This window comes from Chryseobacterium sp. HR92, assembly GCF_045689405.1.
GTDB classification, from domain to species: Bacteria; Bacteroidota; Bacteroidia; order Flavobacteriales; family Weeksellaceae; genus Chryseobacterium; species Chryseobacterium viscerum_A.
Window position 1 is genome coordinate 4,047,792 of sequence record NZ_CP139139.1, and the last position, 16,706, is coordinate 4,064,497.

Genomic DNA, 16,706 nt, shown 5'->3' on the forward strand with positions numbered 1-16,706 from the left:
ATTATTATTTTTTGATTAATTGATCTATACTTAAAGAATAATGTTGTTGTACTGCCAGTAAAAGCGCGGCGGCACTTCCCACCCATACAGAATAGTTCAGTGGGGCTTTTGGTCCTGATGCAATGGTCATGGATATGGCAAAAATCAACAGCAGGATACTGCTTCCATAGGCTGCAAACTTTGTTTTAAATCCAAAGATCAGCATCAAAGGAAAAAGAATTTCAAAAAAGGTAGCGGCATACGCTGAAAACGTACTCAAAGACTCCGGAAGGAAAAATGTAAGCTGTCTTGTGTATTCTTTAAAACTCTCCATATTTCCCCATGATGAGTTTTCTTTGCTCCATAATCCAAACCGGTCTGCCACTGCAGAAAGCATGGTTACACCAAGAGCAAGTCTTAAAAATAGCTGCGGAAATTGATTTTTGGTCTCTGTCATTGTATTGGCTTTTAATAACATGACAAATTTCCGGTTTCTGATCCGTAAAAATCTTAAACTGGTTTAAGATCGTAATTTTGCCCTGATTTCGCTTAAATATTCCGGAGTAAAACCTAAAAAGGAAGCAATTAAGTATTGCGGAATTCTCTGTATAAACCAAGGATACAACGTACTGAAATGCACATAATATTCTTCTTTCGTCATCTCATAAATATAACGGATCCTTTTTTCGGCAGCAGCATAAGCCGTTTGATACACCATTCTGAAGTAACGTTCCATAACGGGATGTTTTTCCAGCAAAAGCTCCTGAGACTGAAAATCAATGGCCAAAATTTTGGAATTTTCTACAGCCTGAATGTTAAAGCTCGATTTAGTCTGTTTTTCAAAAGCAAAAGTATCAGACATCCACCAGGTTTCAATAGCAAATTCTGTGGTTTGTTCTACCCCTTTTTCATTTACAAAAAACTTTCTCAGACATCCTTCCAATACGAAATATTTAAATTTACAGATATCACCTTCAACCATCAGATTTTCTTTCTTCTTCACTTTTAAAACCTGAAAAAAAGATATGATGGAAGCAAATTCCTCATCGGTTATGGTAATAAATTTATCTAAATGTGCCTTAAAAGTTTCCATTGTAATATTTAGTAATCAAACTTAACTTTATTTTTTTAGTTTTACAATGAGAAAAATATTGAATCATGGAAATTGTTGCTAAAATTCTGATTGCCATCGTTGCACTGGAGCACCTTTATATTCTTTGGATGGAAATGTTCGCATGGGAAACCAAAGGAAAGGAAGTTTTTAAAGCGGCTTTGCCTGCAGAAATGTTTAAACCAACCAAAGGACTCGCTGCCAATCAGGGACTTTATAATGGTTTTCTGGCTGCCGGACTCATCTGGTCTTTTTTGATTAAAGATCCGCAATGGCAGACCAATGTGGCATTATTCTTTTTAGGATGTGTAGCTGTAGCAGGAATCTATGGAGCAGTTTCTGCCACAAAAAAAATATTCTTCGTACAGGCACTGCCAGCAATATTGGCAATTATTTCCGTTTTACTGAAGTAATTCTTATCGCTCATATTTGTAAAAATCTCCTTCAGAATATTTACCATGTCAATATGCTCTTATCTTTAGTGGTAAGGGAAAAATTGCTCTGTCTATCACATTCCATAACCAGACTTAAAACCAGCTTCTTACGTACCAAAAAAACCATTTAATATAAAATTCGTAAATTTGCATCGTCATAAAAAATTGATATACAGGTTTTTTATGCTGTTCTGCATTCTGATGAAATGTAGAAATTCAAGTTGTTCAGTACACATATCTGTAATTACCTCATCCGTAATTTAATTGTAGAATTTATGTAGAAGATTAATCTCTTTTTACATACTACACTCTTTTTCTAGAGTATAATCTAATTGAAATATTTAAAAATAAACATAAGGCCCAATGGTCTGTATGCTCTTATTTTTTGTTAAAAGCTTTTATCACTATAAGCTCTGCAAATTATTTTGCACTATCGTCATCAGCAGAACAACATAGATTAAACGTATATAATGAATTGGTGTACAATTTTTTATATCATTTATTAATTCAAAAATTCTGAATATGGAAAAAAATGAAAACAGTAGAAAAGTAAAACTTAAAGTTGAAGACCTGACTATTATTTTTGGCAAAAACAAAGAAAAAGCACAGGAACTTTTAGACAAAGGCTTTTCCAAAAAAGAAATTCTTGAAAAAACAGGATGTACCATAGGAATCAACAAAGCAAGCTTTGAAATCTATGAAGGTGAATTCTTTGTCATCATGGGATTGTCAGGAAGTGGAAAATCTACACTGCTGCGCTGTCTTAACAGACTGAATGAACCCACTTCCGGAAAAGTATACATCAATGATGATGATATTACAGGCAAAAACAATAAGGAACTTCTGGAAGTAAGAAGAACGGAAATGAGTATGGTATTTCAGAAATTCGGATTGCTGCCCCATCATACTATTTTAGATAATGCAGGTTTCGGACTGGAAATCAGAGGAGAAAGCAAAGCTTCCCGTGATGAAAAAGCACAGAAAGCCCTGGATATTGTAGGATTGAATGGCTTTGAAAATCAGTACCCTTCCCAACTTTCAGGAGGGATGCAGCAAAGAGTAGGATTGGCAAGAGCTTTGGCAAACGATCCTGAAGTATTGCTTATGGATGAAGCCTTCTCCGCACTGGATCCTTTGATAAAATCTGAAATGCAGGATCAAATGCTTGAACTGCAGAATACCCTTCAAAAAACCATTGTCTTCATTACCCACGATTTGGACGAAGCCATTAAAATCGGAGACCGCATCGTCATTATGAAAGATGGTGTCATAGAACAGATAGGAACAGCCGAAGATATTTTAACCAATCCTGCCAGCGACTATGTGAAAGCATTCGTAGAGAAAGTAGACCGTAAAACAATTATCACTGCCAGATCCTTGATGTTTGATAAAGCCACGGTAGTACGTTTCAGAAAAGACGGCCCTGAAGGAGCTTTAAGAAAAATGAGAGCTACAGGTCTGGAAAACTTACCTGTAGTAGATTTTCAGAATAAATTTCTGGGATTTGTCACCCTTAATGATGTTGTGCGCATCGCCAAAAAGAAAGAACCTACAGTGGAATCCATTATCAACAGTAATGTCCCTTCAGTTTATCCGGAAGTTACGGTTGAGGAAATGTTACCATTAATTTCCGGAAGTAAATCAGCCATCGCTGTGATTGATGAAGACAGTAAGTTTCTAGGTCTTATTACCCAGCTATCACTTGTCATAGAAGCTACCAAGTTTAACGAAGAAGAGATCATAGAATTAAAAGAAATCGCAAACAACCAATAAGATGAATAAAACTATAGATATAGGTCAATATGTAGAAACTGCAATCAATTGGCTCACAGAAAATGGAAAACCTGTATTTGATGTCATAAAACATGTAGGAAATTCCTCTATCATGGGGATTGAATGGCTTCTTACAAACACACCCTTTTATGTTATCATTCTCTTTTTTACGCTGCTGGCATTATGGAAAGCCGGAAAAGGCATTGCTGTAGTCACTGCAGCCGGGCTGAGTTTAATATTTCTAATGGGACTATGGAAAGAAACGATGGAAACTCTGGCGCTTATTTTTGTATCCACCATTACGGCCCTTATTTTTTCTATTCCTCTGGGAATTTTGGCTGCTAAAAGCAAGATAGCAGAAAAAATCATTCGTCCTTTACTGGATTTGATGCAGACCATGCCCGCATTTGTTTACCTGATTCCTGCCGTACTGTTTTTCAGTATTGGTAAGGTACCCGGAGCTTTTGCAACGATTATTTTTGCGATGCCGCCTGCGGTTCGATTAACTACATTGGGAATTGAAGCTGTTCCGAAAGATATTGTAGAAGCAGCCAGAGCCTTCGGTGCTACCAACCGTCAGATCCTGTTCAAGGTTGAGCTTCCTTTAGCGATGAAAACCATTTTAACAGGAATCAATCAAACCATACTGTTATCCTTATCCATGGTTGTTATTGCAGGAATGATTGCCGCAGGTGGTTTGGGAGAAAAAGTACTGGAAGGAATTAATAATCTGGATATCGGATTAGGATTTGAAAGTGGTTTATCCGTAGTGATTTTAGCCATTATCCTGGACCGTATTACTCAGGGATTTGTAAAGAAAAAGCAATAAGATGAAACAATTAAAATATCTGTTTTTCCCCGTTTTAATGTTGATATTTATAGCATTAAGTTCGTGTGGAAACATAAAAAATTCAAAATACATCACCATAGGAATGGTAGACGGCTGGGCGGAGGATGTTGCGATGACGCATGTTGCAAAAGCCATTCTGGACAAACAGGGTTATCATGTCATTATTCAAAAAGCATCTACGGATATGATTCTTGCTTCGATGAATAATGAAGATACAGATCTTTTCATGGGAGTCTGGCTTCCTTACACCCATGCTAAAAAACTGGCTAAATTCCCAGGATTAGTTCATCTTGGAACCAATTATGATAACGGCCGTATAGGATTGGTTGTGCCGGAATACGTTACTATTAATTCCATTGAAGAACTCAGTCAGCATCCGGATCAATTCAATCACAGAATCATTGGAATTGAAAAAGGAGCCGGATTAACCACCGGAACAGATAAAGCTATTATTGATTATAAGCTGGATTATCAGCAGATCAACTCCTCTACCATTGCTATGATCACCGAATTACAGAATGCCATACAACGAAAAGAATGGATTGTAGTTACCGGATGGCAGCCACACTGGATGTTTGGAAAAATGAAACTTAAGTTTCTGGATGATCCTAAAAAGATATTTGGCGAAGCAGAACAGATTAAAACCTATTCCAGAAAAAGCTTTGGTAAAGATTATCCGGAGCTGGCAAAATTCTTTTCCAAAGTCCATTTTGATGATGAAAACATGTCTGATCTTTTAATGAAAATGGAACAGAGTAAAAACAAAGAAGCTACTGCCAAAGAATGGGTGGAAGATCACGCTGAACTGGTACAGTCATGGTTAGATAAAAATTAATAAACAATTTGGTATTATTAAAAAATCCTCAACTCTACAAGAGTTTGAGGATTTTTTAATCAACATAGATTATTTGATCTTTTCTCTATGAAGCAATATTGATTAGTAATCGCAAAAGCGCAAAGAAATTTAATAACATACTGCTTTAAGGCGCAATAAAATTAAAGATTTTCACCAAGTTTATTTCAGTTAAATTCAACAGAATTAAATTTTATCAAAGATAAAATCCTTGCGCCTTAAGGCATATTTAAAGGAAAATTCTTGCGTCTTTGCGTTTTCCAATATCTCATAACTATCCCATTGATTCTTTGATTTTTTCCCGATGGATTATTCCCCAATTCACCAAAGTTTCCGTCACAGGAAATACTGATTTTCCATATTCCGTCACGGCATAAGTTACAGTAATAGGTTTTGTATCCTGAATCGTTCTTGTGACCAGGAGATTGGTTTCCAGCTCTTTTAATTCCTTACTCAGCATTTTAGCGGAAATTCCTTCGATACTTCGTTCTAACTTTTTAAAATGAATCATCTGATCAGGTCTGTTTGTCAGATACCGTAAAATCATCAGTTTCCATTTTCCTCCCAATACATCCAGGCTGTCCCGCATTGCGAACAGTTCTTCCGTACAGCTGGCTTCTCTTTCGATGCCATTTTCTATGATTTTTGCCATAATAGTTTCATGAAGGTTACTAGTAACCATTAGTTAACTAGTAGCAAATATAAACTATTACCGCTTTACATTTGTGTATCAAATTTTAAAGTATGAAAGCAGTTATTTTAAATAAAAACGGAAAGCTGGAAGACGGATTTGCAGAACAGCCCCAGCCCAAAAGCAATGAAGTTTTAATCCAGATTAAAGCAAGCGGTTTCAATCCCATAGATTACCAGATGCTGGAAAATGAGCTTGAACGAAAACTGATCAGTTCCCCGATCTTAGGAAGAGAATTGTCAGGAATTGTAGTGGATAAAGGTTCAGAAGTTACAGAATTTAATATTGGTGATGAAGTCTATTGTGGCAGCGGTTCCATGGGAAGCAACGGTACCTATGCCGAATATATTGTTGTCCCTGAAGCTATTGTTTCTTTTAAACCTCATAACATCTCGTTTGAACAGGCCGCTGCTATTCCTTCAGCAGGCCTTACTTCTTTACAGATCTTTAATCGTCTAAAACTAAATCCAGAAAATACAGTTTTGGTAACAGGAGCAACAGGAGGCGTGGGTTCATTTCTGATTAAACTTTTATTAGCTCATAATATCCGGAAGATCACAACAACTGTTGGGAGTGAAGAAAACAGACAAATTCTTCTCAAGCTGGGTTTAAAAGATCATCAGATCATCAATTATAAAGAAGAAAATCTGATTGAGAATATTGTAAAAGCCAATAACAATCAGCCTTTCGAATATGGAATTGATCTGGTTGGAAATTACATGTCGGAAGTGACAGCAGAAGTTTTAAAAATTAACGGAACATATGTGGATGTGACAGCTTTGGTCACTAAAGATGCCCATGAAGCTCTGTTCAATAAAGGAACTCTGATTATGAATATCTCCAATTATACTTATGGAATGGTTAAAAAGTATGAATATTACAAAAACAGTTTGCTTGAAATAAAGAAACTTATCGAAAATGAAAAGATCCTTCCTCCTCAACATAAAATAGTAGGAACTCTTTCTTTAGATACCGTTCTGCAGGCGCATTCTATTTTAAAGAACAATCAGGCCCAAGGTCATAAACTTATCATGAAACATTAATCTATGAACACAATACCAAGACGAATCGTAACAGGAACGAAAGACGGAAAATCTGTTATTACAGAAGACCAACAGGTAGAAAATGCTGTGGAACATTTCCCGGGATTAATAATTTCAGATGTGTGGAATACTCAGACAATGCCAGCAAGCCAGGATTTTGAAATCAAAATTCCCAATACCGGATTTCCACAAACTCCTAAAAATGGAACTTATTTTCGATATGTAGTCGTTCCTCCTGATAAAGACTTAGGGATAGAATGGAAAAAGAATGAATCTCATCCGATGATGCACCAAACGCCCACACTGGATTATATCATTATCCTTTCCGGTGAGCTTTACCTCGTTATGGAAGAAGGGGAAACGCTTCTGAAACCAGGAGATATTGTCATTCAAAGAGGAACTAATCATGCATGGAGCAATCGTTCTGATGAACCTTGTATTCAGCTGGCAGTGTTGATCGATGCAAACACTTAATAGTAACAAATTTCCCACAGATCACCCAAATACCACAGATAAAAACTCACGTAGATCTAGCAAATTTTACAAAGATCTGCGTAATCTGTGTGATCTGCGGGAAACAAAAAATTAACCAATTTTTGCGACTTAAAGCAGAAGAAAGAAAAAAACTTTGCGCCCTTGCGTTTTTCCAACAAAAACCTCCAATTTACAAAGCAGAAATTTCCAACAGTTTCTGCTTCATTTTTTCAGGGGTCATCTGCCCTTCCTGATAATACACCAGATTCTGATGCTTATCCAGGAACACCCACAAAGGATAAACAGGCTGATTTTTATTCTTTGACAAAGCCAGCGCCAACTCATGAATTCCGGAATTTCCGTTCTGCAGATATTCAAACTCCTGATTCTGGAAATGAATTTTCTCCTTCGTTTTTTCCGCCTCGAAATTGACAAAATAGAAATGATCATTGATCATATCAACCAGCTCTTTATCTTTACTCATACGGAAAGACTCAATCTTACAGACCACACACCAATCTGTATAAAGGTGAATAACAACCGGTTTTGGATTTTCTTTCTGCTGAACTTCAAGATCAGAAAAAGTGCCTGTCTTCATCTGAGACAGATAAAAACAGGGCACTAACATTAAAAATAAAGTTATTTTTTTCATTTTAAAGTATATTTTACTCCCAGGAAACCTCTGATTCCCTGCATCGGTGCATAACCGTATGCTGTATCAAAAGTATAATGATTAGGATTATTGATAGGATCATCAACATGTTTATCAAAGGGATCAAATGGTCTCATTAAAGGATCTTTAGGTCTGAAATTGAATAAGTTTTTCATTCCGCAGTACACTTCAAATCCAGATTTGAAACTCTTGGACACCTGAATATTAGCCAGAGAATAAAAGGGTGAATATTCAGGGCGGTAGTCGTTCACTAAAACAGGAAGTCGCATTGGTCCGTAGAACTGTCCTGTAAAATCGATGGTCAGGTTATTCTCGAATTTATAAGTCAGGTTATAAGTACCACTCCACTTCGGGGCATGCAGCTGTTGTGTTTTTTGATTTTCATTATCAAATTTCTGATAGACATCCAGATAAGTCACTCCAAGATTGACACTCAAAGGAAACTGAAAACTAAAATCCACATTCAAGGAAGCTCCTCTTGAAATTCCGTATCCGTGAAGATTATCATAAATAATTTTATTAGGATCAGAATCAAAATCCCCTACGATTTTATTGCTGAAATAAGTATAGAATGCAGAAGCATCAAGATTCACAAGACGGTTTCCTACTGGGATTTTCCAGATATAATTCAGATTTCCATTCACTGATCTTTCCGGTTTAAGATCAGATTTTACCACTACTTCCCTCGAACCTGTCAATGCAGCATGATCTTCAGTAAATAAATTCACCACTCTGAAGCCCGTTCCAAAATTGAAACGCAGCGTATGATACGGATTGGGTGAAAACTTCCAGGCTAACCTCGGTGAATGTACAGAATGATGTACTTTATCATAGTCATATCGGTATCCAAGCAACAAAGTATTTTTATCATTGATTTCCCACTGATCCTGAATAAAGGCACCCCAGATCGGAGATTTCATTGGCGCATTGGTGATCCCGTCTGAGGCTAATGTTCCGGGTGTATTGTCATCGTAAAAAGTCCTTTTAAAAGTAAGTCCGGCAGTAATATCATGCTTTCCGAAGCTTCTGTCCCAATACGTCTGTACAAAAGCTACTTTTTGTGTGGCATTGAACGGATTGGATCCGTAAAATGAGTTCTGGTCATGATAATTGTAGGAAAACTGAGTCACGATATGTTCCTTCAAAGGCCATTCATACAATCCGAAAACCTCTGCTCTATTGGTATAAATACTTTCTCCATATACCTGATCACTGCCTCGGTAAGATTTGTTCCACTGCATTTCTCCTCCAAAACGGTCTTCATACAGATATCTCATCGCAAAACTCGCCTGCCTGTTTTCTTTTCTCTGAAAATTCCATTTGTTAAAAACTGAAATCCTGCTCTGTAAAGTAGCATCGGTGAAATTATCTTTATTCTGATCTATTCTTTCCTGAAAACTAAAATAATTTAAACTTAATAATGAAGCGGCATTCTTTCCTACATTGAACTTGGTGGAAAGATCCAGATTATTCTCACTCCAGGTACTCGTCATCATATCTACACTTAGCCTAGGAGCGGTCAAAGCATTTTTAGTAATAATATTTATCACTCCTCCCATTGCTTCAGAACCATAAATAGATGATGCAGGGCCTTTTACCACCTCTATCCGGTCTACCAGACTGTTTGGGATTCCACTCAAGCCATATACTGTGGAAAGTGAACTCACAATGGGCATTCCGTCAATCAAAATCATGGTATAAGGGCCTTCCAGACCATTGATATGGATATCTCCTGTATTACACACAGAACAATTCAGCTGAGGTTTTACTCCATTCACCATAGCAATGGCTTCAAAAATGCTGGGAGTCGGATTTTTCTGAAAGAATTTCTGACTGTAGATTTCAACTGCTACAGGACTTTTTGACCTGCTCATCGGTTTTATGGTACCGGTAACTACTACATCTTCGATGTTACTCGTCTTGATTTCCCTCTTCATAACTTTTGCAGAATCCTGACTCTTAGTATGTTGTAAACTCAAACTGTCTGTCTCCTGCGCAAAACAATAGGTTGATAAAAAAGTAATAGAAAATAATATTCGCTTCATGAAATTATAATTGTTAGACAAATCTAACAATTATTTTTCAAATACAAAACTTAATCCAAAAAATATAGATTGAGCCAATTCATGAAAAATGATTAAATTTGAGAAACTACATAAGAAAGTAAAATGAGATATCATCTAGCGGGAAATATCCCACCAAAAAGACATACGATCTTTAAGTCTCCGGAAGATAAATTTTACTATGAACAGCTCTTCGGTACAGAAGGCTTCCATGGTATTTCTTCCCTGTTATATCATATCCACCGCCCTACACAGATTAAATCTATCGGTGAGCCGAAAGATGTCACGCCAAAAATAGCTGTGGAAAAAAACATCGCTCCAAGAATGTTTAAGGGGATGAATGTGACTCCTGAAGACGATTTCATGGACAGCCGAAAAATCCTTTTGATGAACAATGATTTGAAAATGGGATTGGCTAAGCCGAGAAAATCAATGGATTACTTCTACAAAAATGCGGAATGTGATGAGCTTTTATACGTTCATAACGGAACCGGAATATTAAAAACTTTTGTAGGAGATCTTGAATTCGTTACCGGAGATTATCTAATTATCCCGAGAGGAACCATCTATCAGGTAGAGCTGAAGTCTGATGATACTGTATTTTTTGTGTTGGAAAGCCACTCTCCTATTTATACTCCGAAGAGATACAGAAATGAATTCGGACAGCTTTTGGAACATTCTCCATTCTGTGAGAGAGATATGATTGCTCCTACTTATAAAGAACCTGTGGACGAGAAAGGAGAATTCCTTATTAAAGTAAAAAAAGAAAACCAGATTACAGATTTCATCTACGCTACTCACCCGTTTGATGTAGTAGGCTGGGACGGATATTTTTATCCTTATAAATTCAATATTAAAAACTTTGAACCCATTACCGGAAGAATTCACCAACCACCGCCGGTTCACCAGAATTTTGAAGGACACAACTTCGTTGTTTGTTCATTCTGTGCAAGAATGTATGATTATCATCCACAGGCAATTCCTGCACCTTACAATCACTCCAACATTGATTCTGATGAGGTATTGTTCTATACAGAAGGTGATTTCATGAGCCGTAATCATATTGATCTGATGGACTTTACCCTTCACCCTGGAGGAATTGTACACGGACCTCACCCAGGCGCTATGGAAAGAAGTATCGGAAAAAAATTCACGGAAGAATATGCTGTAATGGTAGACCCTTTCCGTCCTTTAAAAATCACCGAAGAAGCTTTAAAAGTAGAAGATCCTTCTTATAAAACTTCATGGCTGGAATAAAACAGTAAAATTATCAGAAAAGTATTACTGAATACATACAAAAGACGCTTTAAATCCTTTATTTAAAGCGTCTTTTTTCGTAAATTTGTAAGGTATGGTTAACATATTTAACCATCATTATTTTTCATGACGCATCCTAAGTAATGGTGGTTTAAAACAAAATCAATATTACATGTTAGAAAGAATCAGATTAGAAAGTTTACACCAAAAGGTAACCACAGCGGAAAACGCTGTAAAAATCATTAAAGACGGTATGACCATCGGGTCCAGCGGCTTTACAAAAGCAGGTGACAGCAAAGCCATTTTGCCTGCACTTGCAGAAAGAGGAAAAACAGAAGACCTGAAAGTCACTTTGATGACAGGAGCTTCACTGGGGCACGGTACAGACGGAAAGCTTGCAGAAGCCAATGTTCTAAAGAAAAGAATGCCATTTCAGGTAGATCCTATCTTAAGAAACAAAATCAACAATGGTGAAATTCTCTTCATCGACCAGCATTTAAGTGAAAGTGCCGAACTTCTTCACACTAAAAATCTTCAGAGCATTGATGTAGCTATTATCGAAGCAGCCTATATTGAAAGAGACGGGAGTATTGTTCCTACAACTTCTGTAGGTAATTCAGTGACATTTGCAGCTTTGGCTAAAAAAGTGATTATTGAAATCAATACGGAAGTTCCTGAAGAAGTATACGGAATTCATGACATATACCAGGCTGAAGACTATCCTTACAGAAATGTGATTCCTATTGTAGCTCCATGGAATAAGATCGGAAGAAAAAGCATTCCGGTAGATCCTGAAAAAATTGAGGCTATTGTTTTCACCAACCGTAAAGACAGCCCGGCAGATATTGCAGAACCGGACGAGAAAACAACGGCTATCGCCAAACACCTTCTTGCATTCTTTGAAAATGAAGTTCTTTTGGGACGACTTACTGACAGATTACTTCCTCTTCAGGCAGGTATTGGTAAAGTAGCCAATGCTGTTCTTACAGGATTCAAAGACAGTAATTTTTATGACCTGACGATGTTTTCCGAAGTGCTCCAGGACAGTACATTTGACCTGATAGATTCCGGTAAGCTAAGCTTTGCATCTGCATCCTCCATTACTGTTTCTCAGGAATGCTATGAAAGAGTCTTAGGAAACCTCTCAAAATATAAAGAAAAGTTCGTTTTACGACCTCAGAATATTTCCAATACTCCGGGACTGATCAGAAGATTGGGTGTAATAGCCATCAACACAGCTATTGAGTTCGATATCTACGGAAACGTAAACTCTACTCATATCGGAGGAACAAAAATCATGAACGGAATCGGAGGTTCCGGAGACTTCGCAAGAAATGCTTATTTAAGTATTTTCGTAACTCAGGCAGCATCAAAAGGCAACAATATTTCTCACGTTCTTCCAATGGTTTCTCATACCGATCATACAGAACATGATGTAGACATTCTGGTAACCGATGTCGGATTGGCTGACTTAAGAGGATTGGCACCAAGAGAAAGAGCACAAAAAATAATTGATAATTGTGTTCATCCGGATTATAAGGAAGAATTACAATCATACTTTGACAGAGCTTGCGAAAAAGGAGGTCATACCCCTCATTTACTGCATGAAGCATTCAGCTGGCACCTAAGATTCTCCGAAACAGGAAGCATGAAACAGAAAACAGCTGTTGAAACCTCCAATTAAGATTTTCGATAAAATAATAAATGATATAAAAGGACTGAATGCGAATGTATTTGGTCCTTTATCTTTTAAACTGTCTCTAGCTTATTTATATGATAAAAGTCTTTACAATATCCTCAAAATATTTATATGGATATAAAATTATAAAGATTATCTTTGAAAGAATAGAAGCATTTTATGCAATAAAAATACTCTTAACACCCTTCAAAAAAGACAAAATATGAATAACTACATCAGTGCAGAAGAAGCAATATATACAATAAAAAGTGGAAACCGAGTATTTTTCCATGGCAGTGCATGTACCCCGAATTATCTGATTGACGAACTAGCAAGACAGTCTGCCCGATTGCAAAATGTAGAAATGGTTTCCATCACCCAGCAGGGCAATGTGGAAATTGCAAAACCGGAATACAAAGACAGCTTTTTCATCAACTCTTTATTTGTTTCCACTCCTGTTCGTGATGCTGTGAATTCTGACCGCGGAGACTTTGTTCCCGTTTTCTTAAGTGAGATTCCTATTTTATTCAGAAAGAACATCCTTCCTTTAGATGTAGCTATTGTCACCGTTTCTCCGCCAGACAGACATGGTTTTTGTACTTTGGGAACTTCTGTAGATATTGCAAGAGCAGCTGTAGACACAGCGAAAATCATCGTTGCCATCGTCAATCCCAGAATGCCAAGAACCCATGGAGACGGAATGATCCACATCAGCAGAATCCATAAACTGGTCTGGCATGAAGAAGAGCTTCCTACCGTAGATTATGGTTCAAAAGTAGGTCCTGAAGAAATGCTTGTAGGAAAAAATGTGGCTGAGCTTATTGAAGACAAATCTACCCTTCAGATGGGTATCGGAACCATTCCGGATGCTGTTTTAAAATGCCTTACCAACCATAAAGATCTGGGAATTCATACAGAAATGCTGAGCGATGGTGTTATTGACCTGATTCAGGATGATGTAATCAACAATAAATACAAAGGGTATAATGATAATAAAACCATTACAAGTTTCTGTTTCGGAACCAGAAAACTCTATGATTATGTGGATGACAATACCGTATTTGCTTTCAGAGATGTAAGTGAAGTAAACTTTCCGATCAACATCATGAGAAACAAAAAAATGGTAGCCATCAATTCTGCCATTGAAATAGATCTGACGGGACAGGTATGTGCAGATTCTATCGGAACAATGCAATACAGCGGAATTGGGGGACAGATGGATTTTATGCGTGGTGCTGCATTAAGTGATGACGGAAAACCTATCATAGCCATTACTGCAAGAACGAAAAAAGGGATTTCCAGAATTGTTCCTTTTCTTAAACAAGGTGCGGGCGTAGTCACTACAAGAGGCCACATTCATTATGTAGTTACTGAATATGGAACTGCTTATTTGTATGGGAAAAACCTTCGTCAGAGAGCACAGGAACTCATTAGCATTGCCCATCCGGACGATAGGGAAATGTTGGAAAGAGCTGCTTTTGAAAGGTTTAAACACTGATAATCAAATCATAAAAATTTCAAAACTGTGTTTTTACTTGAAACCTTAAAACAAATTTTGAAATCATCACTATAAAATGATAAAAATACATTAATATTTTGGCAGTATATTTGATAAAACTCATTCAAAAACATGGAAATTGAAAACTATATATAATTCGATACGAGAAGAAGTGGTAAAACATTCCAAAGTAAGGAATTCTGTTTTGGGGAATGTGAGTGAATGGAAGAGAAGCCATTATATTATTCTTTCCGAAATTATTAAAGATGAACTTTCTGGAGCTGAGGAACTGAAGGGAGGAAAAAAATTTGAAATTGGAAATACCATTTCACATGTTACCCTGCAGCGTTTTTTTGAAAATGATTATCAGGATAAAACCCATAGTGATCTCAGGTTTCTGAAAACACTTGATAAAATCTGTATTTTCTTAGGATACAAAGATCTTAACGACTATATACTTGCTGTAAGATATAAAAAACAAGATGATAAAGATATTGATAATCAATCATATCTTACGCAGATGGTTTACGATTACTGTGCAACAGCATTTGAGTTTTATAAACTGTTTCCCACTCACAATACTGAACTTTTAAAAGATCTTGTATTTGATGATTCTCCTTTCCTGGAAAGAGCATCACAATTCAGCAAAGAGCTGTGCGACAAAGATTTTCATCTGGTTACTAAAAACAACCGATCCAATTATGAAGTTTTTGATATTCATATCGTTACAGATGAGCCTGACAAGAAAATACTGGAATCTCAGGAATTCTGGAATCTTCTGTTCAAAGTAGGAGAAACCGGAGAGGAACATTTTGTCAATCAGCTGAGTACTCAGATTTATTTTATCAGAAAAATAAATAATACCTGGAAGATATGGGATAATTATAATCCAGATGCCGGAATGTTAAACAGAAAGATCGAAACAATATAAAAAGAAAGCCGCAGAGAATCTCTACGGCTTTCATGTTTCGAAATATTTTTTTCACTTGTCTTTTGTATTACAAATGTAAGTAGCCGATTTCAAACGTAAGAAACTTAAATATACTTAAGTAAACTCTTCTTCAACTTTATGTTAAATATATTCAATGAATCCAAGGGAATATTTTCGCAATGTCTAAGTTTTTTGTAATTTGCATACCAATAAAATAAAAGTAAAAGAGAAAATATGTCAACACTTACATTTGCCGAGAAAATAGCTCAAGCAGAAAATTTCTTACCAATTAATGGTACAGATTACATTGAGTTTTATGTAGGAAATGCAAAACAGGCTGCCCATTATTACAAAACCGCTTTCGGTTTTCAGTCTGTAGCTTATGCGGGTCCTGAAACAGGAGTAAGAGACCGTGCATCTTATGTGCTTCAACAAGGAAAAATCAGATTGGTATTGACTACCGGACTTAAATCTGACTCTCTTATCAGCGAACACGTAAAAAAACATGGTGACGGAGTAAAAATTTTGGCACTTTGGGTAGATGACGCTTATGCAGCTTTCGAAGAAACAACTAAAAGAGGCGGTAAGCCATATTTAGAGCCTGTAACTTTAACTGATGAGCATGGTGAGGTAAGAATGTCCGGTATCTACACTTATGGAGAGACCGTTCACATGTTTGTAGAAAGAAAAAATTACAAAGGAGCTTTCATGCCTGGATATGAAAAGTGGGAAAGCAACTATAAGCCTGAAGAAGCAGGTTTATTATATGTAGACCACTGCGTAGGAAATGTTGACTGGAACAGAATGATCCCGACTGTAGAATGGTATGAAAAAGTAATGGGATTTGTAAACATCCTTTCTTTTGATGACAAGCAGATCAATACAGAATATTCCGCATTGATGTCTAAAGTAATGTCTAACGGAAACGGATTTGCAAAATTCCCTATCAACGAACCTGCTGAAGGTAAAAAGAAATCTCAGGTAGAAGAATATCTTGATTTCTATGAAGGTGAAGGCGTACAGCACATTGCTGTTGCTACGAAAGACATCATCCATACCGTAACTGAATTGAAAAAACGTGGTGTAGAGTTTCTTTCTGCCCCACCAGAAGCTTATTACGACATGGTTCCTGAAAGAGTAGGTCATATTGATGAAGATCTTAAAAAACTTCAGGATTTAGGTATACTTATTGATCATGATGAAGAAGGATACTTATTACAGATCTTTACCAAGCCTGTAGAAGACCGTCCTACTCTATTCTTCGAAATTATTGAAAGACACGGTGCTCAAAGTTTTGGTGCCGGAAATTTCAAGGCTTTATTCGAAGCATTAGAAAGAGAGCAGGAAAGAAGAGGTAATCTTTAATTTTACATTAAAAATATAGGTTTTGTCAGAATA

At 36.7% G+C, this 16,706-nt stretch carries 16 protein-coding genes; 11 read left to right on the plus strand and 5 right to left on the minus strand.

The window, feature by feature from the left end:
* Positions 1–4 precede the first annotated feature (4 nt).
* Complete coding sequence (locus SFA27_RS18220; protein WP_407294095.1) at positions 5–436, minus strand: DoxX family protein; 432 nt, start codon at positions 434–436, stop codon at positions 5–7.
* Between the two features lie 63 nt (positions 437–499).
* The gene (locus tag SFA27_RS18225) at positions 500–1,072 is read right to left on the minus strand and encodes a Crp/Fnr family transcriptional regulator (protein ID WP_407294097.1); all 573 of its coding nucleotides are present in this window, start codon (positions 1,070–1,072) and stop codon (positions 500–502) included.
* Positions 1,073–1,137: 65 nt separating this feature from the next.
* On the opposite strand from SFA27_RS18225, the gene SFA27_RS18230 reads away from it, so the two are divergent.
* The 4 genes from SFA27_RS18230 to SFA27_RS18245 all read left to right on the plus strand — a co-directional run bounded on the left by SFA27_RS18230 (position 1,138) and on the right by SFA27_RS18245 (position 4,982).
* Positions 1,138–1,503, plus strand: a complete 366-nt coding sequence (locus SFA27_RS18230; RefSeq protein WP_264519034.1) for a DUF1304 domain-containing protein — start codon at positions 1,138–1,140, stop codon at positions 1,501–1,503.
* A 543-nt stretch (positions 1,504–2,046) separates the two neighbouring features.
* The gene (locus tag SFA27_RS18235; protein WP_047373712.1) at positions 2,047–3,297 is read left to right on the plus strand and encodes a glycine betaine/L-proline ABC transporter ATP-binding protein; all 1,251 of its coding nucleotides are present in this window, start codon (positions 2,047–2,049) and stop codon (positions 3,295–3,297) included.
* Position 3,298: 1 nt separating this feature from the next.
* Positions 3,299–4,126 (plus strand): ABC transporter permease, encoded by an 828-nt coding sequence (locus tag SFA27_RS18240; RefSeq protein ID WP_407294100.1) that lies wholly within the window; start codon positions 3,299–3,301, stop codon positions 4,124–4,126.
* Between the two features lies 1 nt (position 4,127).
* Positions 4,128–4,982: a glycine betaine ABC transporter substrate-binding protein gene (locus tag SFA27_RS18245; RefSeq protein ID WP_407294102.1), complete on the plus strand. Its 855-nt coding sequence runs from the start codon at positions 4,128–4,130 to the stop codon at positions 4,980–4,982.
* Between the two features lie 292 nt (positions 4,983–5,274).
* Here SFA27_RS18245 and SFA27_RS18250 read toward each other — a convergent pair whose 3' ends face one another.
* Positions 5,275–5,652, minus strand: a complete 378-nt coding sequence (locus tag SFA27_RS18250) for a helix-turn-helix domain-containing protein (protein WP_264519037.1) — start codon at positions 5,650–5,652, stop codon at positions 5,275–5,277.
* A 92-nt stretch (positions 5,653–5,744) separates the two neighbouring features.
* Between SFA27_RS18250 and SFA27_RS18255 the strand changes: the two genes are divergently transcribed.
* Both SFA27_RS18255 and SFA27_RS18260 read left to right on the plus strand, forming a co-directional pair.
* Entirely contained in the window at positions 5,745–6,734 is a 990-nt protein-coding gene (locus SFA27_RS18255) for an NADP-dependent oxidoreductase (RefSeq protein WP_407294104.1), read from the plus strand.
* Between the two features lie 3 nt (positions 6,735–6,737).
* Complete coding sequence (locus SFA27_RS18260) at positions 6,738–7,208, plus strand: cupin domain-containing protein (protein ID WP_407294107.1); 471 nt, start codon at positions 6,738–6,740, stop codon at positions 7,206–7,208.
* 190 nt (positions 7,209–7,398) lie between these two features.
* On the opposite strand, the gene SFA27_RS18265 is transcribed toward SFA27_RS18260, so the two are convergent.
* Both SFA27_RS18265 and SFA27_RS18270 read right to left on the minus strand, forming a co-directional pair.
* A complete protein-coding gene (locus SFA27_RS18265) occupies positions 7,399–7,860 on the minus strand; it encodes a thioredoxin fold domain-containing protein (RefSeq protein ID WP_264519040.1) in 462 nt (153 codons plus the stop codon).
* Positions 7,857–9,926 carry a TonB-dependent siderophore receptor gene (locus SFA27_RS18270; RefSeq protein ID WP_264519041.1) on the minus strand — a complete coding sequence of 690 codons (2,070 nt, stop codon included), beginning with the start codon at positions 9,924–9,926 and terminating at the stop codon, positions 7,857–7,859. Before SFA27_RS18270 ends, SFA27_RS18265 begins: the two co-directional genes overlap by 4 nt.
* A gap of 123 nt (positions 9,927–10,049) precedes the next feature.
* Here SFA27_RS18270 and SFA27_RS18275 point away from each other — a divergent pair, with 123 nt between their 5' ends.
* The 5 genes from SFA27_RS18275 to hppD all read left to right on the plus strand — a co-directional run bounded on the left by SFA27_RS18275 (position 10,050) and on the right by hppD (position 16,673).
* Positions 10,050–11,201 carry a homogentisate 1,2-dioxygenase gene (locus tag SFA27_RS18275; RefSeq protein WP_047373704.1) on the plus strand — a complete coding sequence of 384 codons (1,152 nt, stop codon included), beginning with the start codon at positions 10,050–10,052 and terminating at the stop codon, positions 11,199–11,201.
* 172 nt (positions 11,202–11,373) lie between these two features.
* Complete coding sequence (locus tag SFA27_RS18280; protein ID WP_047373703.1) at positions 11,374–12,885, plus strand: succinate CoA transferase; 1,512 nt, start codon at positions 11,374–11,376, stop codon at positions 12,883–12,885.
* A gap of 217 nt (positions 12,886–13,102) precedes the next feature.
* Positions 13,103–14,377: an acetyl-CoA hydrolase/transferase family protein gene (locus SFA27_RS18285; protein WP_407294111.1), complete on the plus strand. Its 1,275-nt coding sequence runs from the start codon at positions 13,103–13,105 to the stop codon at positions 14,375–14,377.
* A 139-nt stretch (positions 14,378–14,516) separates the two neighbouring features.
* Positions 14,517–15,308 carry a hypothetical protein gene (locus SFA27_RS18290; RefSeq protein WP_264519043.1) on the plus strand — a complete coding sequence of 264 codons (792 nt, stop codon included), beginning with the start codon at positions 14,517–14,519 and terminating at the stop codon, positions 15,306–15,308.
* A 234-nt stretch (positions 15,309–15,542) separates the two neighbouring features.
* On the plus strand, positions 15,543–16,673 hold the full coding sequence (gene hppD, locus SFA27_RS18295; protein ID WP_047373700.1) for a 4-hydroxyphenylpyruvate dioxygenase: 1,131 nt from the start codon (positions 15,543–15,545) through the stop codon (positions 16,671–16,673).
* The last annotated feature ends 33 nt before the right edge of the window (positions 16,674–16,706 follow it).